The following is a 24,894-nucleotide window of genomic DNA, read 5'->3' as shown; positions in this document are numbered from 1 at the left end:
ATGGCCGATATAGCCGACATACTCCAGGAAAGCAGATCCGCCCGATTGCCGATGGCGTACATGCGCGCTATCGGTTCGGCATCCCGAGAATATCGCACGCGTCCTGGCTCGGAAGTGCGTCATCCGCGTAAGTGAAATCCCCTTCGCGTTGCCGTTTCGCGAGTTGCTGCCACAGAATCCGATAGCGCAATCCGGCACGGTCGAAACGCGAAAACAGATCGCGGCGCTCGCCCGGGTCCAGATAGCGGCCGTTTTGCGATCTGACCATGCGATTGTCCTGAGGTCCGACGACATAGGGCACGAACGGCAATAGCAGGCGTAGCGGCCACGGCGCCGCCGTCGCGTTCAACGCAAAGTTGAGTCGACAATAGTTGCGCGATTCGGGCACGCATGGATGGAACAAAGGCAGATCGCTGCCCGGTGTGTGACGGCCATAGGCCAGCGCGACTGAGCTGCGCACGTGTACGTGGATCACCGCGTGAAGGTCTTGATATTTCGCACGCACGCCACCGAACCAGCGCATGATCGGCAGGACCGATTTGTTCTTGCAGCGGCGGATCATCGTCACCGTTTCGGATGTATAACGGACGTCGATTCGATCCTCATCGGACTGCTGATCACCAAACACGTTCGCATGCAGAAAGTCCGAGTGCGTCAAATCGAGCAGATTTTCGATGAGTAGCGGTGCGCAGCAATCGATTCGGATGTTGCCCTGCATATACTTCGGCAGGCCGCCATCGTGCGGCAGGAATGGCACGTCGGGCATGAAGGTGTCGCTCGCAGCTTCGGGGTCGCCGTACCAGACCCATACGTAACCGTATCGTTCGATTACCGGATAACATTCTGCGCCCTGGTCTCGCGGGTGCGATGCAGGACGCTTTGAAACCGGCTGGTCGGGATGCCATTGAGACGCATTGATGCGGCCGCCCGCACGCCATAGATAGCACGGCTCCGAATGAATATGCCAGCGCGACGCGCGCTCGCCGACTTCAAACGTGTGAGCGAGCGGAAGCCACGCGTTGCGCAGGCGAGTCCGGTTAGGTAACCAATCTTCCTCGTTGCGACGGCTCGTCAAGTCGACGTCCTCGTTGTCATCGGATAGCATCATTGACTCCTTGTGCGGTTATCGGTCGACATCACCTGCGTCGATACGCGCTGTCCCGAGATCGTGCAATGCCAAGCCCGCGAGTAGAGCGCATCGAGCGTCGACAGTGCGCGACCGTCGACGTGTGCGAGCATCGCGAACGGTGAGCGGTGCAGGCGGGCCCATATGCGAAACAGTTTCGCGCCGACACCTCTCGCGTCGGCGGCCACGCCACCGCGCCAAAGTACGTTCGTCGTGCCGCGGGCTGCCGGCGCGATCGCGATCGACGCCCACAGCATCGGCGCGCCGTCACTTGTCTCGAGCTCGACCGACGCGAGCGCGTCGTCTTGTGACGATGTAACGCGAAGCGTCCATGGATAGCGCACGCCGAAGTGCTGGTCGATGAAGCGCGTCGCCCACGTGACGCCGCGTTCTATCGAGATTTTGCCGTCACGTGGTGCCGTGTCTGCGATCACGTAGTCCGTGATATGCAAGCCGGCAATGCGCATCGTCAGATGCGGCCCATCCGCCAATGCCGCCACGTATTCGTCGCGCGTGATCGCGACTGTCACCGAGCTTGAGAACCGTTGCGCATCGCGGACGTCTTGAGTGATCGCTCCGACGGACTGTCGCGCATCGGTTGCGCATGCCCATACGAATCCGTCGCGCTCGAGCGTCTTGTACGCACGCGCGGCGAAGTGCGAAGGCACATGCTCGTTCGCCGACAAATTCGGAATCGCCACGCATGCGCCCGTCGCGCCTTCGTAGGTCCAGCCGTGATAGGCACACTGCAGCCGGCCGTCGGGCGTCATGCGTCCGAGCGATAGCGGCGCGCGGCGATGCGCGCAACGATCCTCCATCGCGCGCACGGCACCCGACGCGTCACGAAACAGTACGAGCGGCTGCTCCATGCAGACGACGCCGAGTGGCGTCTCGCTGCTCACCTGCTCGGACAGCGCGACCGGCATCCAGCGTGATGCGGAATTAAAAAGCAGTGGAGAGACCGCATTCATATGTGTTCATCGCGACGATCGCGATGCCTCCGGCAATCCAGGTACGCGCGCGTCGTGGCCCGCTTCGCGTGTCTGCGTCGATCGAATGCCCGCCGGCGAATCGTCGGCGGCCCTGTGCGATGGCTCCTGAGTTCGCCGTTTCGCGAGCCGGTGGGTTGCCATCGCGCTCAACCACGTCATCGTCAGCGTCGCGATCAGCAATACGGTATACAGCGACGCCGGGATGATCCGCAGTTGCAGTCCGATCGCGAGCACCATCAGCTCGACGGTCCCGCGGCAGTTCATCAGCACGCCGATCAAGGTCGCCTCCGCGCGATCGATGCCGCATAGTCGCGCGCCGGCGTAGCAGCCGCCGAACTTCGCCGCGACGCCGCCGATCAGGAAGACGACGAGCCAGCCCCACGCCGCGCCCGTATCGAGCGCCGAAAACGACGCCTGAAGCCCCATGCTGACGAAGAACAGCGGAATCAGGACGAGGTCTGCGAGTCCCGCGAAGCGCGCGTTCCACAACTGCCGCAGGTCGTCCCGGCCCGACAGGCAGGCGGCCGCGACGAGCGCGCCGAACGCGCTGTGAAAGCCGAGCCGCGATGCGGCCCACGACGACAGCAGCACGTAGCACAGCGCGCAGATCAACGTCGCGGAATCGCTGCCGGCCCGGCGCGCACGATCGAGCAGCCAGAAGACGATCTTGCGCACGAGCGTGATCGACACGACGAAGAACACGATGAGCAGACACACCGCGCGCACCGTCGACGCCGGCGACAGGCCCGATGTCGCGATCGCGCCGACGGCAGCGAGAATCAGCCAGCTGAGCGCGTCGGTCAAGGTCGCCGCGAGTATCGACAGCGTCGCCGCCGGGCGGCTGGCGATACGCGCGTCCGAGACGATGCGCATCATGACCGGCAACGCCGAAACGGAGAGTGCGATCCCGCAGAACAGCACGTAGGCGAGAGGCGATGCCTGCGGCTGGAACGCGCCGGACGACGCGACCGCGATCGCGCAGCCGGTCGCGAACGGCAACATCATTCCGAATCCCGCGACGACGCTCGCGACGAGCGCGGCCGAGCGCTTTTGCGGAATCTTCCAGGTAATGTGCATGCCCGTCTGGAACATCAGGAACACGAGCCCGAGTTCGCCGAGCCGCGTGAGAATCGCGGCCGAATCCTGGCCGAGCTGCATACCGAGTCCGCCCATGGTGAGCGCACCGAACGCGGACGGGCCGAGCAGCAGCCCGGCGAGCAGCTCGCCGACGACGCGGCCTTGCCCCAGCCGCTGCGCGAGCGCGCCGAGCACGGATGCCATGACGATCACGATGCACAGTTGCAGTATCCAGTCAGCCATCTTTCGTCGCTTCCTCGGCCTTGCCTTCTTGCGTTCGATGAGTGCCGGCCGCTCGACGCGAGCGCGGCGGCCGCGCTCGCGGGCTATGCCGCGGCGACCCGCTGCAGGCCGAGCCGCGGCCGGGTCGACACGTAAAGCCCGTCGAGCGCCATGTTCTGCGACAGGCAGGGCAGGCCCTCGATCGCATCGAAGAATCGCGCGTTGTCCTCGATTTCCGAGCTGCCGATCGCCGCGGCGAGCGCGCCCTTGTCCTTGCGAAGCGCGAGATTCTGATCGATGCGGCGGGACATTTCGCCCATCAGGTGCGACGTGGCCTGCTCGACGTCGGCGATGTCTTCGAGGCCGGACACGAGATTCAGGAACGCGCGCCGGATGTCGCCCGCCTCGATCATGTAGTGGCTCAGCTCGTCGGCCTTGCTGTAGTAGCCGAGCTTGCCGTGCGCTTCGTAGAACGTCTGCACGAACACGAGAAAGCGCAGGTAGGCCTGTTGATAGCTGTCGCGATAGTACGCGGCGGCCTCCCGCTCGGACACTTCGTCGCGCAGGATGCTGGCGAGCGATGCGGCGGCGAGCATCCCGCTGTACATCGCGAGGTGAACGCCCGTGGACAGCAGCGGGTCGAGAAAGCACGCGGCGTCGCCGGACAGGAAGTAGCCGTCGCCCGCGAAGGAATCGCAGGTGTACGAATAGTCCTGCTCGGTCTTGAGCGGCGTGACGAGGCGCGCGTGCTGCGTCAGCTTCGTCATCACCGGGCTCAGCGCGATCGCCCGCTCGTAGACCTGCTCGAGCGAGCCGGACCGCTTCGCCGCGACGAATGCGTCGCGGTGCATGACGACGCCGACGCTCGTCGGACGATCGGCGAGCGGTATCGCCCACCACCAGCCGTCCGGAATCGAGCTGACGAGAATCGAGCCCGGCGCGCAATCGTCGGGCCATGCGAGACCTTCCCAGTAGCCCCAGGCCGCGACATTGCGGAAGATCTCGTGGAATTTGCGGTTGTCCAGGTATCGGGTCGACATCAGCCCGTTGCGTCCCGACGCGTCGACGAGATAGTCGAATTCGACGACGGTCGTCTCGTCGGAGCCTTGCGCGACGCACAAGGCGGCGCACGGACGGCCGTCGTCGAACCGGATTTCGCGCACGCTCACGCCTTCGTGCACCTTCGCACCGACCGCTCGCGCATGCTGCAGGAGCAGGTGGTCGAATTCCTCGCGACGCACTTGGTAGCTGTAGTGATAGGTGCCGCCGAGCTCGCCGAAATCGAGTTTCCAGGTCTCGCCTTTCCAGTTGAAGTAGGCGCCCGGCTTGCGTTGGAAGCCGTGACGGTCGAACGTGTCGCGCGCGCCCATCAGCGTGAGGATTTCGAGGCACGACGGCAGCAGCGATTCGCCGATGTGATAGCGGGGGAACACCTCTTTGTCGACCAGCATGACATCGATGCCTTCTCGGGCGAGAAACGCCGCGCCGGTTGCCCCGGCCGGACCGCCGCCGATCACGAGGACTTTGGTGCGATTCGGAAGACGCATGCTTGCTTCTCCTTGTATTGGGGAACGTCAAGTTCGCGAGCGGATCCCGCCGCCCGGCGCGGCAATTCGGTTGGAATCACTTAATGATTGAGCCGGACTTCGGTCTCGCGAGAGTCATGCCCGGGCGGTGCCCGGATTCTTGTCAATTGGCGAGCGCGAGCTTGTTGACCTCGTACTTGTAGTCGAGGAAGGCAAGGAAGCTGCGGAAGTGATCGTCGACGATCGACAGCGCATCCGCTTGCTTGTCGGCGGACAGGCGCTGGTCGAAGAAGATCGATTCGTTGATCGCATGATCGAGCTCGCTGTCGATGTGCTCCGCGCCCAGATAGCGAAGCGTATGGCCCGTGTCCGCCTCGTAGGCCGCCGCGAGCTTGCGCGATGTGGTGAAGAAGACCTTCGACGTCGCTTCGCCGGCTTCCATCGACGCCATTTTGAGCAGCGGGCAGTCGCCGCACCGCCGCGCGCGCGACACGAGCGAATACATGTACTTCCGCACGGGCGCGCCGAGATCGTCCCAGATCACGTCGATTGCGCTTTCGCAATCGACGGCTCTACCGTTGACGCCGAGCGTCTTGATGTCCGAAACCATCATGCGCCAGTGCTCGCTGTCGACGTCGACATGATCGTTGATCGCGTTCTGCAAGTCGTTTTCCGGCTTTTCGTAGTGGTAATACATTCGATTGATATCGCGGAACGTCATCGCCAAATGAATCAGCAACGGCGACCAGACGCGCATCATTTCCTTGATTTGGGGGAGAGTGACTGCTTCGAGTTGCGGAAAGACCGGGTGGTCGAGGAGCGCTGCCTTTTTCTTACGAATTGTCGCGAGAATGTCCCTCATGACGAAAACTCCTGTTATGAATGAGTTGTATCGCTGCGGGTTTTTGATCGAGGCCGGGATTATGACCGAATTGTCGTGCCTCACGAGGAGTCTAGGTATATATCCGGAGATGTCAATAAGAATGGCGGCTAATTTTAAAGTTAGCTTATTGTTTTTCAATCAAAGTTTATTTTTACAAGGATGAAATTAATAATTTGTTTATATTGAAAATGCCTGATTGGTTCGAAAATTTAAAATGGATGTGATAAACGTCAGATGGATGCGGTGGCTGGTGAATGACTGATCGTTTTTCTCGATAAGATAAAGCAGGTGAGTTGTGTTTGGCGAAATCTCGTTTATTCGGAAATGGAGAGGCAATCAATCGGGCCGTTAATGGTAACGATTCGTTTGGATATGAGCTGCGCGGTGCTGGCTCGCGTGTCCACATCGTTTGCCCAGCGAGCCGTTCATATTCTTCAATTTGGGAGGCTGAAACTTCATAGCGCAAGATGCGCCAGGGGATGCGAGACGCGCTGCGCTATATTCGACGATAAAAGGTTCGGAGCAGTGAATGTCCGGCATGTAGTATCGCATTTGGCATTACTGTAAAATGCAAACCAAGTCTGGGTGCATGGCCAAATGCGCTGCGAGCAGGTTAATATATAAATCAATTGTTCGATTCTATATCATGAATGCAATCGAGCGTGCTAATCAGACTAGATATTACGATCTGGTCAATATCACGGGGCGGTCTCGAAAAAGTGCGCCGCGATATGTTTGAACTTTCGGCGGATTTTTGGAATTTTGAAGAAAGATGGAATTGAAGGGAGCTGTTTTTTCGCTAAAGCGACCACAACCTTATTGCGATGCGCCTGACCTTCATGATTGTCTGGCCATAGGTCAGGCCGATCTCGGGAACGGTCCCGGGCGCGACGGGTCGATTCGCCTTGATTGGCGATGGAGCGTACTCCGCGCCTTTCGGGTTTCCGGGGGCGAGTTTGGCCGTCAATATTGAACTGCACACGCGTTACGTGAGGAACTGGATCGACAGTTGTGCGCAAACCAATTGCGAACGCAATTGGACCCAAGAGGGATTGTGGAGGCGGATTGGTCGGTCTGTTCGGACGGGATGTCCGACCGCGTTTCGCGTGCGCGCGCCGCACAAGCGGCGCGCGCACGCGTCGGACGTCACACGGCGACGCACATGTACTTGATCACGACGTAGTCGTCGATCCCGTAGTGCGATCCTTCGCGGCCGAGGCCCGACTGCTTGACGCCGCCGAACGGCGCGACCTCGTTCGAAATGATCCCGGTGTTGATGCCGACCATCCCGTATTCGAGCGATTCCGCGACGCGCCACACGCGGCCGATGTCGCGGCTGTAGAAATACGCGGCGAGGCCGAACTCGGTGTCGTTTGCATGGCGGATCGCTTCGTCGTCGGTCGAGAACCTGAAGAGCGGCGCGAGCGGCCCGAACGTCTCTTCCTTCGCGACCTTCATGTCGGGCGTGACGCCCGTCAGCACGGTCGGCTCGAAGAAGCCGTGGCCGAGCGCGTGGCGCTTGCCGCCCGTCGTCACGCGCGCGCCCTTGTCGAGCGCGTCCGCGATGTGCGATTCGACCTTCGTCACGGCTGCTTCGTTGATGAGCGGCCCCTGCACGACGCCCGCCTCGGTGCCGAGCCCGACCTTCAGCTTCGCGACGGCCGCGGACAGCTTCTCGGCGAACGCGTCGTAGACCTTCTCGTGCACGTAGAAGCGGTTCGTGCATACGCACGTCTGCCCGCTGTTGCGGTACTTCGACGCGATCGCGCCGTCGACCGCCGCATCGAGATCCGCATCGTCGAACACGATGAACGGCGCATTGCCGCCGAGCTCGAGCGACACCTTCTTCACGGTCGGCGCGCATTGCGCCATCAGCAGGCGCCCGACGGGCGTCGAGCCGGTGAACGACAGCTTGCGCACGATCGGGTTCGACGTCAGCTCGCCGCCGATCGCCTTCGGGTCGCCGGTGACGACGCTGAACACGCCGGCCGGCACGCCCGCGCGCTCGGCGAGCACCGCCATCGCGAGCGCCGAGAACGGCGTCGCCTCGGCCGGCTTCACGACGATCGGGCAGCCCGCCGCGAGCGCCGGGCCGACCTTGCGCGTGATCATCGCCGCCGGAAAGTTCCAAGGCGTGATCGCCGCGCACACGCCGACCGGCTCCTTCGTCACGACGATCCGCTTGTCGGCGGCGTGCGTCGGGATCGTGTCGCCGTACACGCGCTTGCCTTCTTCCGCGAACCATTCGAGGAACGACGCCGCATAGCCGATCTCGCCCTTCGCTTCCGCGAGCGGCTTGCCCTGCTCGGTCGTGAGGATCAGCGCGAGGTCGTCCGCGTGCGCGATCATCAGATCGTGCCACTTGCGCAGGATCGCCGCGCGCTCCTTCGCGGTGCGCTTGCGCCACGCGGGCCACGCGGCGTTCGCCGCGTCGATCGCGCGGCGCGTCTCGGCCGCGCCCATCGCGGGCACCGTGCCGACCAGCGCGCCCGTCGCCGGATTGCGGACTTCGAACGTCGCGCCGCCGTCGGCGGCCTGCCATTCGCCCGCGACGAACGCGCGCCCGCGCAGCAGCGCGGGATCTTTCAGTGCAAGGGTTTCGTGATCTGTATTCATCGTGTGTCGACCGTATGCGGAAACGATTGATGCCGCCGGGCGCGACGCGGCGATGCCGTGACGCGCGCGCGGCGGCGAAGACTCAGGCGCTCAGGCGGGCACGCCCACCGCCTCCTTCAGCACGCTCTCGAGCATGCCGAGCGCTTCGTCGAACACGGCATCCGGAATGGTGAGCGGAAACAGGAAACGTATCACGTTCGCGTCGACGCCGCAGATGAGCAGCAGCAGGCCGCGCTCGAGCGCGAGCGCCTGCACGCGCTTCGTGAACGCGGCGTCGGATGCGCGCGTGTCCGGATCGACGAACTCGGCGGCGACCATCGCGCCCGGCCCGCGCACGTCGACGATCTGCGGCACGTCGGCGCGCAAGGCGGCGAGCTTCGCCTTCAGCCTGTCGCCGAGCACGGTCGCGCGGTCGGCGAGCTTTTCTTCGTCGATCACGTCGAGCACCGCATGCGCGGCGGCGACGGCGAGCGGATTGCCCGCGTACGTGCCGCCGAGGCCGCCCGGCGCGGCGGCGTCCATCACGTCCGCGCGGCCGACGACGCCCGACAGCGGCATCCCGCCCGCGAGGCTCTTCGCGATCGTCATCAGATCGGCGGACACGTCGTAGTGCTCCATCGCGAACAGCTTGCCCGTGCGCGCGAAGCCCGTCTGCACTTCATCGGCGATCAGCAGGATGCCGTGCGCGTCGCACAGCTTGCGCAGCGCGCGCACGAAGTCGGCGGGCGCCGGGTTGAAGCCGCCTTCGCCCTGCACCGGCTCGAAGATGATCGCGGCGACGCGCTTGGGATCGATGTCGGCCTTGAACAGCGTCTCGACGGCGGCGATCGAATCGGCGGTCGTCACGCCGCGCAGCGCGTTCGGGTACGGCGCGTGGAACACGTCGCCCGGGAACGGGCCGAAGCCGAGCTTGTACGGCGCGACCTTGCCCGTCAGCGCCATGCCCATCATCGTGCGGCCGTGGAAGCCGCCCGCGAACGCGATCACGCCCGGCCGGCCGGTGTACGCGCGCGCGATCTTCACGGCGTTCTCGACCGCTTCCGCGCCCGTCGTGAAGAACGCGGTCTTCTTCGGCTGCGCGATCGGCGCGCGCGCGTTGATCTTCTCGGCGAGCTCGACGTACGACGCGTACGGCACGATCTGGTACGCGGTGTGCGTGAAGTGCTCGAGCTGCTCGGCGATCGCCTTCACGATCTTCGGATGGCGGTGGCCCGTGTTCAGGACCGCGATGCCGGCCGCGAAATCGATGAAGCGGCGGCCCTCGACGTCCCACAGCTCGGCGTTCTCGGCGCGCGCGGCGTAGAAGTCGCACATCACGCCGACGCCACGCGGCGTCGCCGCGTTCTTGCGGGCGTGCAGATCGGCATTTTTCACAATCGTCTCTCCTCGTGGTTCGAATGCGCCGGCGGCGACGGCCGTCGGCGGGCACGTCGTCCCGGCGTGCGCGTTGAAACGACTATAATCAAACTTGGCTCTGAAAATCAGAGCCATTTTAATAAATATGTAGGAGCCAATTATGCGGGTGAGCGTGCTGTCGGACTGGCTGGCGCAGCGGATCGTGCGCGGCGGCGGCGCGCAGCCGATCTATCGGCAACTGCACCGCCTGCTGCAGCAGGCGATCCTGACCCGCGAGCTGCCGGCGGGCGCGCGCGTGCCGTCGTCGCGGCTCCTCGCGGCGGAGCTCGGGATCGCGCGCAACACCGTCACGCAGGTCTACGAGCAGCTCGCGCTCGAAGGCTACGTGACGTCGGCGACCGGGCGCGGCACGTTCGTCGCGGACAGCGCGCCCGACGAGATCGTCGGCGCGCCGGCCGAGCCGCAGCCGCGGGCCTCGGTTCCGGCGATCGACGCCGATTCCGGCCCCGCGGCGCCCCGCGCGCTGTCCGCGCGCGGCGCGCGCCTCGTCGGCGGCGCGGGCGTGTCGAAGCGGCAGGGCGGCGCGTTCATGCCGGGCGTGCCGGACGTGTCGCGCTTCCCGGCGCGCGTGTGGACGCGGCTGCACAACAAGTATTGGCGGCGCTTGCGCCCCGAATTGCTGACCTACGCGCCGGGCGGCGGGCTCGCGCTGCTGCGCGAGGCGCTCGCCGACTATCTGCGCACGTCGCGCTCGGTGCGCTGCGCGCCCGGGCAGATCATCGTGACGACGGGGATCCACCAGTCGATCGATCTCGCGGTGCGCCTGCTGACCGATCCGGGCGACGTGATCTGGACCGAGGACCCGTGCTACTGGGGCGTGCGCAGCGTGATGCACGTGTCGGGCCTGACGACGCGGCCGATTTCCGTCGACGAAGAGGGGATCGCGCCGACCGCCGCCGACTTCGCGGCGCCGCCGAAGCTGATGCTCGTCACGCCGTCGCACCAGTATCCGCTCGGGATGGTGATGAGCCTCGCGCGGCGGCGGATGCTGCTCGAATACGCGCGCCAGCACGGCGCATGGATCATCGAAGACGACTACGACAGCGAATTCCGCTACGGCAGCCGGCCGCTCGCGTCGCTGCAGGGGCTCGACACGGCGGAGCAGGTGATCTACGTCGGCAGCTTCAGCAAGACGCTGTTTCCGGGCTTGCGGGTCGGCTATCTGGTCGTGCCGGAGCCGCTCGCCGAGCGCTTCGCGACCGCGAGCGCCGAGCTGTACCGCGAAGGGCAATTGCTGCAGCAGGCGGTGCTCGCCGAGTTCATCGCCGAAGGGCACTTCGTGTCGCACATCCGCAAGATGCGCACGCTGTACGGGCAGCGCCGGCAGACGCTGCTCGACGCGCTCGCGCGCCGCTACGGCGACGCGTTGCCCGCGGTCGGCGGCGACGCCGGGCTGCATCTCGTGATGCGGCTGCCGGACGGCGCCGACGATCGGGCGGTCGCGTGCGCGGCGCTCGAGCGCGACATCGTGGTGCGCGCGCTGTCCGGGTATTACGCGGATGCGCGGCGCGCGTCGCCGGGGCTGCTGCTGGGATACGCTTGCGTGCCGGAGGACGAGATCGCGCGCGCGTTCGACACGCTGTCGCACGCGATCGACGACGTGGTGTTCGGGCACGCGGCGCCGACGGCGGCCGCGGTTCGGACGAGGGCCGCGGCGACCGCGCGCTGAGCGGCGCGCGCCGTCAGTAGCCGATCCACACGGCGAACGCGAGCACGCCGCACGACAGCGCGAGCAGCAAGCCGAAGAGCGGCAGCGCGAAGCGCAGCCACGCGCCGAAATCGACGCGCGCGGTCGCGAGATAAGCGAGCAGCATCCCGGACGTCGGCGTGACGAGGTTCGTGAGCCCGCCGCCCAGCACGAACGCGAGCACCGACGTCTGGCCGCTCACGCCCGAGAGCTGCGCGATCGGCCCGATGATCGGCATGCTGACGGCCGCCTTGCCCGATACCGACGGAATGAACACGTCGAGCACCATCTGCACGGCCATCAGGCCGTTTGCAACCCACACCGGCGACTGGCCGTTCGCGAGCCGCGTGAACAGATGGATCAGCGTGTCGAGCACGAGGCTGTTCTGCAGCAGCAGCTCGACCGATGCGGCGAGCCCCATCAGCAGCGACGCGAGCATCATGCTCTTCATTCCGTCGACGAACGCGTCGGCGGCGCTGCGCGTGTCGAGCCCGCCCACCACGGCGGTTGCGATCGCGACGAACGCGTAGAACGCCGACAGCTCGACGTTGCCCCACTTCAGCTCGCGCGTGCCGACGATGAGCATCGCGACCGCCGCCGCGAAGACCGCGAGCGTCGCCTTGTGGCGCACCGACAGCCGCGCGGCCGGATGCGCGTGCGCGAGCGCCTTCGCGGGCTCGCGCCGGTAGCCGCTCTTCTTCACGTGGCGCAGCAGATAGAGGATGCCGACCGTCAGATAGACGACGAACACCGCGGCGCGCAGCGCGACGCCGCTGAAGAGCGGCACGCCGACGAGCGGCTGCGCGACGGCGAGCGCGAGCGGATTGGTGACGGACGCGACGTAGCCGATCTTCGCGGCGATCGCGACGAGCGCGACCGCGAACAGGTTCGACAGCCCGAGCCGCCGCGCGATCACCATCACCATCGGAATGATCACGAGATATTCGGAGATGAAGCCGAGCAGCGTGCTGCCGAGCCCGATCAGGATCATCAGCAGCGGCGTGAGCAGATAGACGTCGTTGCCGGTGAGCTGCAGCAGCCGGTCGATGCCCGCGTCGACGACGCCCGTCCTGCGCATCACGCCGAACATCCCGCCGACGAACATCACCATGAAGATGAGCGGCGCGTTCTTGACGAGCCCGTTCGGCACCGCGACGAAAGCGGACACGAGGCTCGCGGGCATCGCGCGCTCCGGCGTGCTCTTGCTGACGACGGGCGCGACGAGCGTCGCGAGCGGCGTCGCCTTCGGCACGACCTGATAGGTGCCGGGCACGACGAGCTTGCCGCTGCGCGCGTAGCGGCCGGAATCGACGAACCAGGTCAGCGCGATCGCCGCCGCGAGCACCCAGATCATCATCACGACCGGATGCAGCATCTTGCCGTGCGGCTTGTGCCCGGGGCGCGGCGACGCGTCGTGCGCGGGCGTGTCGCGCGTGTCGCGCGTGTCGGGCATATCGGACGCTTGAGGCGTTTCGGCGGGAGGCGTGGACGAGGCGAGCATGGTCGTGGTCGGGCTGGCGTTCATGCGGGTTGCAGCGCGGCGCGCGCGGGGACGTAGCCGAGTTCGGCCGAGATTGCGTGGCTGCAGGCCTGCAGCCGTTCGAGATAGTCGGGGATCTCGGCGCGGCTCACCCGCATCTCCGGCCCCGTCACGCTGACGGAGGCGACCGCCGCGCCCGTCAGGTCGCGCACCGGCACCGCGATCGCGACGGCGCCCGCCGTCACTTCGCCGACGCTCACCGCATAGCCCTTGCGCGCGATCGCGTCGAGCTCCTCGACGAGCCTGAGCGGATCGCCCTGCGCGGTCTTGCGCACGCGTATGAAAAATTCGTCGCGCACCGCGTCGGGCGCGAACGCGAGCAGCACTTTGCCGGACGCGCCGAGGCTGATCGGCCGCCGGTTGCCGACCGAGCCGATCGTGCGGATCTCGTGCGTCGTCTCGCAACGCGCGACGCAGACCGTCTCGAGCCCTTCGCGCACGCGCAGCACGACGGTCTCGTTGATCGCCTGGCTGAGCGCGAGCATGTGCCGCTGCGCGGCGCGCACGAGCGCGTTCTGCTGCGACGCCGCGACGCCGATCACGAACGCCTGCGGCCCGAGTGCGTAGGTCGACGTGCGCTCGTCCTGCACGACGAAGCGATGCAGCTCGAGCGTGCACAGCATCCGGTACGTGCGCGACTTGTTGATGCCGAGCTTCGACGCGAGCTCGGTCACGCCGAGATGCGGATGCTCGGCCACGTAGCTCAGCAGCTTCAGCGCGCTGTCGACCGCGTCGACGATGTAGTTCATTGCGATTCCCCTTCGCCGGAGCACGCCGGCAGTTGCGCGCGCACATGGCCGGCGAGCGCGTCCAGGTAGGCGTCGACGGCGCGCTTGAGCGCGCCGAAGCCCGCGTGCTTGTCGAACGCGGCTTCGTCCATGTACAGCGCGCGGTTGAATTCGATCTGGATGCTGTGACGGCGCCGCGCGGGCGCGGCGAGCGCGGTCAGCAAATCGCCGCCCTGGTATGGCGTGTTGACCTGCACGCGGTAGCCCTCGCGCGCGAACCAGTCGGCCGTCCATCGCGTGAACGCCGGATCGGCCGTCGTGCCGAGCCGGTCGCTGACGACGACGTCGGGGCGCGCGGCGTTCGCGTCGACGTTCATCGCGTTGCCGCGCGACTTCATCGAATGGCAGTCGACGTGCCACAGCGCGCCGTGCTTCGCATAGAGCGGCTCGGCCGCGTCCGCGAGCGCGCGCCGGTACGGCAGGTAGTACGTGTCGATCCGGTGGCGCACCTCGGCGAGCGACAGCTTGCGGTCGTAGAGCGGCACGCCCGGCAGCGCGTAGCGGCGGATGAGGCCCATCCCGCGCTGCGTGTACGACTGCGGCGCGAGCGGCTCGGGCCACGGCTCGGCGAGGAGCGCGGCGTCGATGTCGGTGACGGCGCGGTTCGGATCGATGTACGCGCGCGGAAAGCGCGCGCCGATCAGCGCGCCGCCGCGCTCGGGGGCGCCTGCCCACAGCTCGTCGACGAAAGCGTCCCATGACGTGAGGATCGCGTCGCGCGGCGCGACGGCGCCGAAGTCGGGCGGATACGCGATCCCGCTGTGCGGCGAATCGACGACGATCGGCAGCGTGGCGGCGAGCGGTTGCGCGACGAAGCAGGCGAAGCGCTCGTCCAGCGCGACGGTGTTGCGATTAAACGTCACCATTTTTATCGGGTAATTCACCTAAGGTTCAGGGCGTATGTTTTATTGATCGAAACAGCGTATTGATATTGAATAATGACCAAAATCGCCGGTCAAGTCCTTTCGATCGTCTCGTCGAATCGTCTGGAATGTGGTCTAAGTATTTGACTGTATTGAAGTTGTTTTGCTTGTCGAAACGGCTCTCGATCGATCCTTCGTCGATGAAATATTCAGACGTTTCATGTCGATTGACGGCTGAATTTTGCGTTTTCAATAATAAATAAGACGATGTTTTATTCATTAAAACACGTCGCGGATGGAGCGAATCCGTCCGATCGACCAACGAAACGACGCAAGAGGTTTGAGATGAAGCGAAAGAGTCTGGCGACGGCAGTGGCGGGGATCGGGATCGGCGCGGCGGCGCTGCCGGCGGGCGCGCAATCGAGCGTGACGCTGTACGGCATCGTCGATTCCGGCATCACGTACACGAACAACCAGAAGGGGCACGCCGCGTGGCAGGCGACGGGCGGCAACGAGCAGGGCGCGCGCTGGGGGCTCGTCGGCCGGGAGGATCTCGGCGGCGGCACGAGCGCCGTGTTCCGCCTCGAGAACGGCTTCAACATCGAAAACGGCACCGCGGGCCAGGGCGGCCGGCTGTTCGGGCGCCGCGCGTACGTCGGGCTGTCGAACGATCGTTGGGGGGCCTTCACGATGGGGCGTCAGTACAACGCGGTGCAGGAAACCCTCGCGCCGCTGCAGATCGGCGCGAGCACCGCGCTCACGCAGTACGCGCTGCATCCGTTCGACACCGACGACCTGAACAACACGTTCCGCACGAACAATTCGGTGCAGTATCAGACGCCGGATTGGGGCGGCGTGCGCGCAATCGGCACGTACGGCTTCTCGAACTCGACGTCGTTCGCGCAGAACCGCACGTGGAGCATCGGCGCGAGCTACACGCACGGCCCGCTGCAACTGGGCGCCGCCTACGTGCGCGTCGATCATCCGGCGATCGACGCGACGGGCGCGATCGCGTCGGACAACTATTACACGTTCGTCAAGGGCGTCGCGCGCCAGCAGATCTGGGGCGCGGGCGGCGCGTACACATGGGGCGGCGCGACGTTCGGGCTGCTGTACACGAGTTCGCTGTTCAGCCTGCAGACGGGCGGCGCCGAGCGCTTCAACAACTTCGAGGGCAGCGTCCGCTACCGCGTGACGCCCGCCGTGCAGATCGCGTTCGGCGAGACGTACACGCAGGTGCTCGCGTCGCATGCGGCCACGCACGACGCGCACTATCTGCAGACGAACGCGGGGATCCAGTATTTCCTGTCGAAGCGGACCGACGTGTATCTGAACGCGTTCTACCAGCGCGCGTCGTCGAGCACGATGGCCGCGATCGAGGGGATCTCGAATCCGTCGAGCACGCGAACGCAGATCGTCGCGGTGACGGGCGTCCGGCACAAGTTCTGACGCGCCGCCCGCTCGCCGCCGCGCCGCGTCACAGCCGGATCAGCATCGCGCCCGCGACGACCATCGCGCATGCGGCGAGCCGCCGCGCGTTGGGACGCTCGCGCAGCGCGAACCAGCCGATCGCGACCGCGAAGATCGAGCTCGTCTCGCGCAGCGCGGACACGGTCGCGACGGGCAGATGCCGGTACGCGACGATCGCGATCGCATACGCGGCGAGCGACAGCGTGCCGGCGACGAGCCCGCGCGACACGGCGGCGCGCGTGCCGACGACCGCGCGCAAGCCGCCGCGCAGCCGGCAGATCAGCGCGAACTGCGGCGCGTTCCACAACAGGTACACCCATGCGACGTACGCGAGCGGGTCGCCGCCGAGCCGCACGCCGCGGCCGTCGACGACCGAGTATGCGGCGATGAAGAGGCCGGTCAGGATCGCGTACGGGACGCTGTCGCCGGAAAACCGGAAGCCGCGCTTGAACGCGAGCGACACGATCCCGAGCGACACGAGCGCGATGCCGGCGAGCGCGTACGGCGTCGGCTGCTCGCCGAGCACGACGAGCGCGAGCGCGCAGACGGCGAGCGGCGACAGCCCGCGCGCGATCGGGTAGATCTGGCTGAACTCGCCGCTGCGATACGCGCGCAGCAGCGCGACGCAATAGCCGAGCTCGAGGAGCGCCGACGCCGCGACGTACGGCCACGCGGGCGCGGGCGGCAGCGGTAGCGCGAGCGCGAGCGCCGCGCCGAACAGCAGATACGGCACCGACATCGTGCCGAGCTGCGCGACGCGGTCTTCGCTGACGTGCAGGAATGCGTTCCACACCGCGTGCAGCAGCGCGGAGAACAACACGAGCAGGACGAACAGTTGATCCATCGACGCGGGAACGTGCGGCCGACAGCGGCTGGCCGGGATGGCGAAGCGCACGATTATCGCCGTGTTTCCAATTTCGCGTCGGCTCGCGGGCGGGTGCGGGCATGCGCGGGCGCGCGCCGCGTGTAGCGGGAGCACAGTGCGGCGCACGGCGGGCTTGCGCGCAATCGCGCGCCGGATTGTCGATAATAGAGCGTTCTGTCTTTTACCGGATTCCGCGATGACCGAGACCAAGCAAACCGACGCGGCGCCGCCGCGCCTCACGAGCCTGTCGCACGGCGGCGGCTGCGGCTGCAAGATCGCGCCCGGCGTGCTGTCGGAGCTGCTCAAGCGCAATGCGCCGCCCGCGCTCTTTCCCGACCTGCTCGTCGGCACCGAGACGTCCGACGACGCCGCCGTCTATCGTCTGAACGACGAGCAGGCGATCGTCGCGACCACCGATTTCTTCATGCCGATCGTCGACGACCCGTTCGACTTCGGCCGGATCGCCGCGACGAACGCGCTGTCCGACGTCTACGCGATGGGCGGCAAGCCGATTCTCGCGCTCGCGCTCGTCGGCATGCCGATCAACGTGCTGCCGCACGAGACGATCGCCGCGGTGCTGCGCGGCGGCGAGGCGGTGTGCGCGGACGCGGGCATTCCGGTCGCGGGCGGCCATTCGATCGATTCGGTCGAGCCGATCTACGGGCTCGCGGCGCTCGGCATCGTCCATCCGGCGCGCGTGAAGCGCAATGCGGCCGCGCGCGCGGGCGACGTGCTCGTGCTCGGCAAGCCGCTCGGCGTCGGCGTGCTGTCCGCCGCGCTGAAGAAGGACCGGCTCGATGCCGGCGGCTACGCGCAGATGATCGCGACGACGACGAAGCTCAACCGGCCGGGCACGGCGCTCGCCGCGCTGCCGGGCGTCCATGCGCTGACCGACGTGACGGGCTTCGGCCTGCTCGGTCACACGCTCGAGCTCGCGCGCGGCGCGGGGCTGACCGCGCGCGTGCGCTACGGCGCGCTGCCTTGGCTCGCGGGCGTCGAGGCGTTCGCGGCCGACGGCGTGTTCACGGGCGCGTCCGGCCGCAATTGGGCGGCGTACGGCCACGACGTGCGTCTGCGCGACGGCCTGCCCGCCGTCGCGCAGACGCTGCTCACCGATCCGCAGACGTCGGGCGGGCTGCTCGTCGCGTGCGCGCCCGACGCGGTCGACGACGTGCTCGCATGCTTCCGCGACGACAGCTTCGATCGCGCCACGGTGATCGGCGAGATGGTCGACGGGCCGGCGCGCGTCGACGTGAGCTGACGCGCGCTTGCGTTCGCGACGCCGGACGATCGGCGTCGCGGCCTTCACATTTTTCATTTCGTATCGCGCGCGCAGTCGCATGCGTCGCGCGCTGCGCCGCGCATCCGGCCGCGCATGGCCTTCATCGTGCGAGCGCCCGTTCATATCGATGTTCTTCGTCACGCGCGCGAACCCGCTGACGATCCTGCTGTTCCATGGCGATGCGTCATCGTCATCATCGCCGGTCGCGTTCGCTCATGCGCATCGGCTGCCGCGCGCAATCGCGATGCTCATCGGCCGTCTCGCCGGACAGCGCCTGCTCGCGCTCGGCGGCAGCGCACGCGGGCGTTTCGTCCAATCTCCCCGCCGGCTCGCGGCCACCGCAGGCCGCGCGGCCGCCGCCGCCGCCGTCGTGCTCGCATACGGCGTCCCAAGTTTCGCTCACGTCTGAATATTGACCCTTTATACTTCACGCGCAGTCTCCGAACGCCGTTCTCATCGAACTCACTTTTAATAAGGAACGCTAATGCTGACTCGCTCGATACTTTCCGCCGCCGTGTTTTCGCTCGCCGCATGCGCGATGGCGCCGTCCGTCGCGCAGAACAACGGCGACGCATTCGCCGAAGCCGGTGCCCAGGGCCGCCCGGTCAAGGTGATGATCATTACGATGTTCGGCCCCGAAGGCCAGGCATGGCTCGATCGTCTCGGTCCGTGGAAGAACATCGCGGTGCCCGGCCTGTCGCCCGACTATCCGGACGTGCATTGCAACAAGCAGGACGTGTGCGTCGTCACGACCGGCATGGGCTACGCGAACGCCGCGTCGACGATGATGGCGCTCACGTTCTCGCGCCGCTTCGATCTGCGGCAGACGTATTTCCTGATCTCGGGCATCGCGGGCGTCGATCCGGCGAGCGGCACGCTCGGCACCGCCGCGTGGTCGAAGTACCTCGTCGACTTCGGCATTCAGTGGGAGCTCGACGCGCGCGAAATTCCGCCCGGCTGGAACGGCGGCTATCTCGGCATCAACACGAAGAGCCCGAACGACAAGCCGCCGCTCGACTATCGCACCGAAGTGTTCCAACTGAACGGCAAGCTCGCGGACGCCGCTTACGCCCTGTCGCGCCACGTGCAGCTCGCGGACAGCGCGCAAGCGCAGACGGCGCGCGCGAAGTTCAACTACGCGCCCGCGAACCAGCCGCCTGTCGTGACCCGCTGCGACACGTCGTCGGGCAACACGTGGTTCTCCGGCACGCTGCTCGGCGAGCGTGCGCGCCAGTGGACGAAGATCCTCACCGACAACAAGGGCACCTACTGCATGACCGCGCAGGAGGACAACGCGACGTTCGAGGCGCTCAAGCGCGCGTCGAGCGTGAATCGCGTGGATCTGAATCGCGTCGCGGTGCTGCGCACCGGCTCGGATTTCGATCGCCCGTATCAAGGCCAGACGAGCGTCGACAATCTGCTCAACTACGCGGAGCAGGGCGGCTTCCCGCTCGCGACCGAGAACCTGTATCGCGCGGGCAATCCGCTCGTGCAGGACATCGTCACGCACTGGGGCGAATGGAAGGACGGCGTGCCGCGCCGTTGATGCGCGCGATGCGCGTTGCCCGTCAGCGCGCGGGCGCGGTCGAGCGAAACGGCGTCCAGACAGGCGTGCTGTCGTCCCAGTGATCGAGCTGCGACGGAATCGGGCTGTTCATGATCGTGATCTCACGCTGACGAAAGACGTGGCTGCATGATGGATAGGGCGCCGCGCATCGGCTTCGATGCGCGGCGCGTTGCGTTTACCGGCCGGCGCCCGCGAGCTGGTTCGCGTCCGGGTCCGGGCGATACGGACGTTGCGCGACGAGCTCGGCGCCGGGCGGCGCGTACGACATCGACTTGCGCAATGCCGCGAGCGTGCCGTCGCGCTGCGCTTGTTCGAGTTCCGCGCGGACCTCGGCGCGCGTGCGGGTGCCGTTGCCGTGCCGCGACGCGTCGCCGTAGCTGCCCGCAGGGCCGATCCCGCCGTCCGCGAATGCCGGCGCGGAAACGGCGAGCGCGACGGCGGCGAGGGCGAGAAGACTGCTGCGTTTCATGATGTGACTCCTGTCGATTCGATGCGCATGCCGAAAGCGGTGCGCGACAGGCTGTACTGTAGGTGCGTGGGTGGCGGCGATAAATGGCGATGTCGCGAATTGAATTGTCGCGAGGATGGAACAATCGGAGTCCGTGACGTCGACAGGGCTTTGCTTCGGCGCTGGCGACGCGTGTCGTGGACAAGCGCGGCAACGTGCGGCCGCGGGGCGCGCGGCCGGGTGGATGCGTCGATTGCGTATGTGAATGCGTCGCGCGCTGGACGCGGCGCGTGGCGCGATGCGGATCGGCATGTCGCACGACGCTTCGCACGGACGTCTCGACATCGACGAGATGCGAAAACGGCGCGATGCAGGATGCGCTGCGTCGAATGGCGAGCGGCGCGAGCCGCGGCGGCCACGTCGAACGCGAAAATCGAATGCACATATGTCGATCGAACTCGACGCATCGCGTTCACGACGGATCGCGTCGCGTAACGCATGCGCATCAGCCGAGCGACCGCGCACGGGGTCTCATGCGCAGACCGCATCGACTAGCGGATATCGGATGCAACCGACGAGATGACGCAAGTCGTCGAGGCCGAGCGATTCGCGCGAAGCCGGACGACATGGCGCGGCAAACGGCATGCGGCTGCCGCGCATCGACGCCTGTCGTCGGCGCGCTCGCCGAACACGCTCATGCGGCGGCACGATCAAGTGCTGCGCAAGCGCGCAATCCGCCATGCGTTGGCCGTGAGCGCGCCGATGCGCGGCCGGCCGTGGCGCGCACGAACGTCGCGGCATCGGCGCATCGAACGCGATGACAGGAAGGCGCGATGCCCCGGCTCGCCGACAGGCGGGCAGACGATACGCGTCGTGCCGTGAGCGCGCCTGAAGATCGGCAGCGAACGCCGAAGAGCCGATTGAAGCAGCCGGTCGGGCCGCTTTTAATTGAACGCCTTCTTAAAACAGAAGACGGAGAAGCGAGTCGCGCACGCCACGATTTCGCGGCGCGCGCGTTCTTGAGCCGTACGCGCGCGGCGGCCGGGAAGCAAGCGCCGCGAACAGCCGGTGTGCGGCGCGCCCGCTCGTCCTCGAAACGCCAGGCATGCGACGACTGCGCGCCGCGCGCCGCGCCCGCGTGCGCCCGGAGCAAGTGACTAACCGATCAAGCCACCCACTCGTTCAACACCGGCGTGTCGAGCGAAGGCGCGCGCTCGGCATCCTCGAACGTGCGCTTGCTGCAGGTCGCGTCGAGCCCCTTGCGGCCGCTCAGCAGCGGGCAGCGCTCGAAGATCTCGGCGATCCAGTCGACGAATACGCGCACTTTCGGCGACAGATGCCGGCTGTGCGGATAGACGACCGAAATCGGCATCGGCAGCGGCTTGTAGCCCGGCAGCACTTCCTTCAGCGTTCCGTCGCGCAGTTGCGGCAGCACCATGAAGAGCGGCGGCTGGATCAGCCCGAAGCCTTCGATCCCGCAGGTCACGTACGCGTCCGCGTCGTTGACCGACACGAGGCCGTTCATCTTCACCTCGACTTCCTTGCCGTCGATCAGGAACGCCCAGTCGATCGTGCGCCCGGTGCGGCTCGAGAAGTAGTTGACCGCCTTGTGCTGCGCGAGCGCCTCGATCGTCTGCGGCTCGCCGTACTTGTCGAGATACGCGGGCGACGCGACCGTCGTGCCCTCGAACAGCCCGACCCGCCGCGCGACGAGCGACGAATCCTGCAGCGCGCCGACGCGGATCACGCAGTCGATGCCTTCCTGCAGCAGATCGACCGGCCGGTCCGACAGGCCGAGCTGCAGGTCGATGTCCGGGAAGCGCGAATGGAATTCGCACAGAGAAGGGATCACGATCAGGCGTCCGATCGAGCCCGGCATGTCGACCCGCAGCTTGCCGTGCGGCTTTCGGTTGTTGGTCTGGAAGCTCGCCTCGGTTTCCTCGACGTCCGCGAGGATCCGCACGCAGCGCTCGTAATACGCGGCGCCGTCGGGCGTGAGCGACAGGCGGCGAGTCGTCCGGTGCATCAGCCGCACGCCGAGGAATGCTTCGAGATTCTGGATGATCGTCGTCACCGACGCGCGCGGCAGGCCGAGCGTCTCGGCCGCTTTGGTAAAGCTGTTCGTATCGACGACGCGCGTAAACACCTGCATGGCCTGCAGTCGGTCCATTACTTTACCTCCGCGATATTTGAACGCTGAACAGATGCAGGCCGCGACACCGATGAAGGCGACGCAGCCGACGATTGTTCAGGGGGCGTGAATTGTGTTGCCGGATTATAGGCATTTATCCCGATGTCTGCCGGACCCAGAATGCGATCCATCTTGCAATGGATCGCGCGACGCCGCGCACGACACGCCATGGACGCATTCGATTTCCGCAGCCAAATTCCCCGCACGAGCGCAGACGCTGCTCGCGCGCGGCCGGCGCTCGCGGTGTCGGACGTCGTGATCGGCGGCTACGCGCAGGACATCGTGCTGCGCCTCTATCGGCGCCCCGACAAATCCGCGTTGCCTGTAGTGCTTTATTTCCACGGCGGCGGCTTCGTGCGCGGCTCGCTCGACGACGCCGACCGCGCCGCGCGCCATCTCGCCGAGCACGTGCCGGCGCTCGTCGTGTCGGTCGATTATTCGCTCGCGCCGCGGCATCCGTTTCCGGCCGCGCCGGAAGACGCGTACTGCGCGGCGCGCTGGGCCGAAGCCCGCGCGCGCGCGTTCGGCGGCAATCCGCGCAAGATCGGCGTCGCGGGGCACGACGCGGGCGGCCAGCTCGCGAACTGTCTCGCGTTCATCGCGCGCGACCGCGGCGAGATCCGTATCGCCGCGCAGGCGCTGATCGGCCCGATGCTCGACCCGAGCCTCACGCGTCTCGCCGACGCGGCGCGCCTTTCGTCGTCCGACATTACCGCGCAGGAGTGCGCCGCGTGCTATCGCGCGTACCTGCCGCAGCCGTCGCAGCGGATGCATCCGTACGCGGCGCCGCTCGAATCGGTGCGCCTCGCGGGGCTGCCGCCGACGCTCGTCGCGACCGCGCAGAACGACGTGCTGCACGTCGAGGCGGAAAAGTACGCGAGCTGCCTGATCGAGGCGGGCGTGCCGACGCAGGTGGTCCGCTATCGAGACATATCGCACGCGGCGCTCGCCGATCACGCGCCCGCGCTCGATGAGGCGACGCGGTTCTTTCAATGCCGCTTCAGCGCGGTTTCGCCGGGCTGACGCCGTTTCATCCGAATCCAGAACAACCGACAACTTGGGGGTTTTTTTCATGGCTATCTTGCGTACTTCCCGTTCGCGGATCGCGGCCGCGACGCTTGCGGTCGTCGTCATCGCGGGCCTCGGCGCGTTCGGCGCGATCCGCGTGAACGCGAGCGCTCCGGACAAGTCGGCGGCGCCGCTGCCGGAGGTCGACGTCGCGAACGTGCTGTCGAAGACGATCACCGACTGGCAGTCCTACTCGGGACGCCTCGAGGCGGTCGAGAAGGTCGACGTGCGTCCGCTCGTGTCGGGCACGATCGTGTCGGTGAACTTCAAGGACGGCGCGCTCGTGAAGAAGGGCGACGTGCTGTTCGTGATCGATCCGCGTCCGTATCAAGCCGAAGTCGATCGCGCGGCCGCGCAGCTCGCCGCCGCGCAGGCGCGCAACGGCTATGCGCAGAGCGACTGGCAGCGCGCGCAGCGCCTGATCGGCGACAACGCGATCGCGAAGCGCGACTACGACGAGAAGCAGAACGCCGCGCGCGAGGCGTTTGCGAACCTGAAGGCGGCCGATGCCGCGCTCGAGACCGCGCGGATCAACCTCGGCTATACGCGGATCACGGCGCCCGTGTCGGGCCGCGTGTCGCGCGCGGAGATCACGCTCGGCAACGTCGTGTCGGCGGGCGCGTCGGCCGCGCCGTTGACGACGCTGGTTTCGGTGTCGCCGATCTACGCGTCGTTCGACGCGGACGAGCAGACCTACCTGCAATACATCGGCGGCGCGAAGGACGGCCGCAAGGTGCCCGTCGAGCTCGGCCTCGCGAACGAGAGCGGCTATTCGCGGCAGGGCGTGATCGACTCGGTCGACAACCGGCTCGACACGTCGTCCGGCACGATCCGCGTGCGCGCGCGCTTCGACAATCAGGACGGCGCGCTCGTCCCCGGCCTCTACGCGCGCGTGAAGGTGGGCGGCAGCGCGCCGCATCCGGCGCTCCTCATCGACGACGCGGCGGTCAACACCGACCAGGACAAGAAGTTCGTGTTCGTCGTCGACCAGCAGGGCCGCGTGTCGTATCGCGAAGTGCAGCTCGGCTCGCAGCACGGCAATCAGCGCGTGATCGTCGGCGGCTTGTCGGCGGGCGACCGGATCGTCGTGAACGGCACGCAGCGCGTGCGTCCGGGCGAGCAGGTGAAGCCGCATCTCGTGCCGATGACGGGCGGCGACGACGCCGCCGCCGCGACGCCGGTCGCGGGCGGCGTGCAGCGTCCGCAGACCACGCAAGGCAACGCGCGCGCGTGACGGGCGGCCGCTTCCTGGGTCAGCCCGCCGCGC

20 protein-coding genes are annotated in these 24,894 nt (G+C 66.7%); 7 read left to right on the top strand and 13 right to left on the bottom strand.

Going from position 1 to position 24,894, the window contains the following annotated elements:
* Window positions 1–67: 67 nt before the first annotated feature.
* The 7 genes from BG90_RS18690 to BG90_RS18660 form a co-directional block, all read right to left on the bottom strand.
* Complete coding sequence (locus BG90_RS18690; protein WP_025990124.1) at window positions 68–1,105, bottom strand: aromatic ring-hydroxylating oxygenase subunit alpha; 1,038 nt, start codon at window positions 1,103–1,105, stop codon at window positions 68–70.
* Complete coding sequence (locus BG90_RS18685) at window positions 1,105–2,097, bottom strand: Rieske 2Fe-2S domain-containing protein (RefSeq protein ID WP_010117904.1); 993 nt, start codon at window positions 2,095–2,097, stop codon at window positions 1,105–1,107. Before BG90_RS18685 ends, BG90_RS18690 begins: the two co-directional genes overlap by 1 nt.
* Window positions 2,098–2,103: 6 nt before the next feature.
* A complete protein-coding gene (locus BG90_RS18680; protein WP_045568348.1) occupies window positions 2,104–3,438 on the bottom strand; it encodes a cation:proton antiporter in 1,335 nt (444 codons plus the stop codon).
* An 83-nt stretch (window positions 3,439–3,521) separates the two neighbouring features.
* Window positions 3,522–4,964, bottom strand: a complete 1,443-nt coding sequence (locus BG90_RS18675) for an NAD(P)/FAD-dependent oxidoreductase (protein WP_045568231.1) — start codon at window positions 4,962–4,964, stop codon at window positions 3,522–3,524.
* A gap of 142 nt (window positions 4,965–5,106) precedes the next feature.
* On the bottom strand, window positions 5,107–5,805 hold the full coding sequence (locus tag BG90_RS18670) for a hypothetical protein (protein ID WP_010111491.1): 699 nt from the start codon (window positions 5,803–5,805) through the stop codon (window positions 5,107–5,109).
* A 1,167-nt stretch (window positions 5,806–6,972) separates the two neighbouring features.
* Window positions 6,973–8,442: an NADP-dependent succinate-semialdehyde dehydrogenase gene (gene gabD / locus BG90_RS18665; protein WP_010117907.1), complete on the bottom strand. Its 1,470-nt coding sequence runs from the start codon at window positions 8,440–8,442 to the stop codon at window positions 6,973–6,975.
* 90 nt (window positions 8,443–8,532) lie between these two features.
* Window positions 8,533–9,816: a 4-aminobutyrate--2-oxoglutarate transaminase gene (locus BG90_RS18660; protein WP_010117908.1), complete on the bottom strand. Its 1,284-nt coding sequence runs from the start codon at window positions 9,814–9,816 to the stop codon at window positions 8,533–8,535.
* Between the two features lie 142 nt (window positions 9,817–9,958).
* On the opposite strand from BG90_RS18660, the gene pdxR reads away from it, so the two are divergent.
* On the top strand, window positions 9,959–11,527 hold the full coding sequence (gene pdxR, locus BG90_RS18655) for a MocR-like pyridoxine biosynthesis transcription factor PdxR (RefSeq protein ID WP_045568347.1): 1,569 nt from the start codon (window positions 9,959–9,961) through the stop codon (window positions 11,525–11,527).
* 13 nt (window positions 11,528–11,540) lie between these two features.
* On the opposite strand, the gene BG90_RS18650 is transcribed toward pdxR, so the two are convergent.
* From BG90_RS18650 to BG90_RS18640, 3 genes are read right to left on the bottom strand one after another with little or no spacing between them, the layout of a single operon-like run.
* Complete coding sequence (locus BG90_RS18650) at window positions 11,541–13,046, bottom strand: YfcC family protein (protein WP_025990125.1); 1,506 nt, start codon at window positions 13,044–13,046, stop codon at window positions 11,541–11,543.
* 20 nt (window positions 13,047–13,066) lie between these two features.
* The gene (locus BG90_RS18645) at window positions 13,067–13,834 is read right to left on the bottom strand and encodes an IclR family transcriptional regulator (RefSeq protein WP_010117914.1); all 768 of its coding nucleotides are present in this window, start codon (window positions 13,832–13,834) and stop codon (window positions 13,067–13,069) included.
* Window positions 13,831–14,739: an N-formylglutamate amidohydrolase gene (locus BG90_RS18640; protein ID WP_010117915.1), complete on the bottom strand. Its 909-nt coding sequence runs from the start codon at window positions 14,737–14,739 to the stop codon at window positions 13,831–13,833. Before BG90_RS18640 ends, BG90_RS18645 begins: the two co-directional genes overlap by 4 nt.
* Window positions 14,740–15,081: 342 nt before the next feature.
* Here BG90_RS18640 and BG90_RS18635 point away from each other — a divergent pair, with 342 nt between their 5' ends.
* Window positions 15,082–16,185 (top strand): porin, encoded by a 1,104-nt coding sequence (locus BG90_RS18635; protein ID WP_010117916.1) that lies wholly within the window; start codon window positions 15,082–15,084, stop codon window positions 16,183–16,185.
* Window positions 16,186–16,213: 28 nt separating this feature from the next.
* Here the strand turns inward: BG90_RS18635 and BG90_RS18630 are convergent, their stop codons facing one another.
* A complete protein-coding gene (locus BG90_RS18630) occupies window positions 16,214–17,050 on the bottom strand; it encodes a DMT family transporter (RefSeq protein WP_010117917.1) in 837 nt (278 codons plus the stop codon).
* Window positions 17,051–17,267: 217 nt separating this feature from the next.
* Here BG90_RS18630 and selD point away from each other — a divergent pair, with 217 nt between their 5' ends.
* The 3 genes from selD to BG90_RS18615 all read left to right on the top strand — a co-directional run bounded on the left by selD (window position 17,268) and on the right by BG90_RS18615 (window position 19,899).
* Complete coding sequence (selD, locus tag BG90_RS18625) at window positions 17,268–18,332, top strand: selenide, water dikinase SelD (protein WP_010107675.1); 1,065 nt, start codon at window positions 17,268–17,270, stop codon at window positions 18,330–18,332.
* A gap of 148 nt (window positions 18,333–18,480) precedes the next feature.
* Window positions 18,481–18,762 (top strand): hypothetical protein, encoded by a 282-nt coding sequence (locus tag BG90_RS18620; protein WP_232288916.1) that lies wholly within the window; start codon window positions 18,481–18,483, stop codon window positions 18,760–18,762.
* A 75-nt stretch (window positions 18,763–18,837) separates the two neighbouring features.
* Window positions 18,838–19,899, top strand: coding sequence for a purine-nucleoside phosphorylase (locus tag BG90_RS18615; RefSeq protein ID WP_010117920.1), 1,062 nt, complete (start codon window positions 18,838–18,840; stop codon window positions 19,897–19,899).
* Window positions 19,900–20,095: 196 nt separating this feature from the next.
* Here BG90_RS18615 and BG90_RS18610 read toward each other — a convergent pair whose 3' ends face one another.
* Both BG90_RS18610 and BG90_RS18600 read right to left on the bottom strand, forming a co-directional pair.
* Complete coding sequence (locus BG90_RS18610; RefSeq protein WP_010107682.1) at window positions 20,096–20,389, bottom strand: DUF4148 domain-containing protein; 294 nt, start codon at window positions 20,387–20,389, stop codon at window positions 20,096–20,098.
* Window positions 20,390–21,533: 1,144 nt separating this feature from the next.
* Window positions 21,534–22,538 carry a LysR family transcriptional regulator gene (locus BG90_RS18600; protein ID WP_010107686.1) on the bottom strand — a complete coding sequence of 335 codons (1,005 nt, stop codon included), beginning with the start codon at window positions 22,536–22,538 and terminating at the stop codon, window positions 21,534–21,536.
* Between the two features lie 189 nt (window positions 22,539–22,727).
* Between BG90_RS18600 and BG90_RS18595 the strand changes: the two genes are divergently transcribed.
* Together BG90_RS18595 and BG90_RS18590 are read left to right on the top strand one after the other, a co-directional pair.
* Window positions 22,728–23,582, top strand: a complete 855-nt coding sequence (locus BG90_RS18595) for an alpha/beta hydrolase (RefSeq protein ID WP_010117922.1) — start codon at window positions 22,728–22,730, stop codon at window positions 23,580–23,582.
* A 49-nt stretch (window positions 23,583–23,631) separates the two neighbouring features.
* Complete coding sequence (locus tag BG90_RS18590; RefSeq protein WP_010117923.1) at window positions 23,632–24,861, top strand: efflux RND transporter periplasmic adaptor subunit; 1,230 nt, start codon at window positions 23,632–23,634, stop codon at window positions 24,859–24,861.
* Window positions 24,862–24,894: the final 33 nt, after the last annotated feature.

The sequence above is a fragment of the Burkholderia oklahomensis C6786 genome (assembly GCF_000959365.1).
GTDB classification, from domain to species: Bacteria; Pseudomonadota; Gammaproteobacteria; order Burkholderiales; family Burkholderiaceae; genus Burkholderia; species Burkholderia oklahomensis.
Note: the sequence above shows the minus strand (reverse complement) of the source record. Positions and strands in the feature narration are given on the sequence as shown.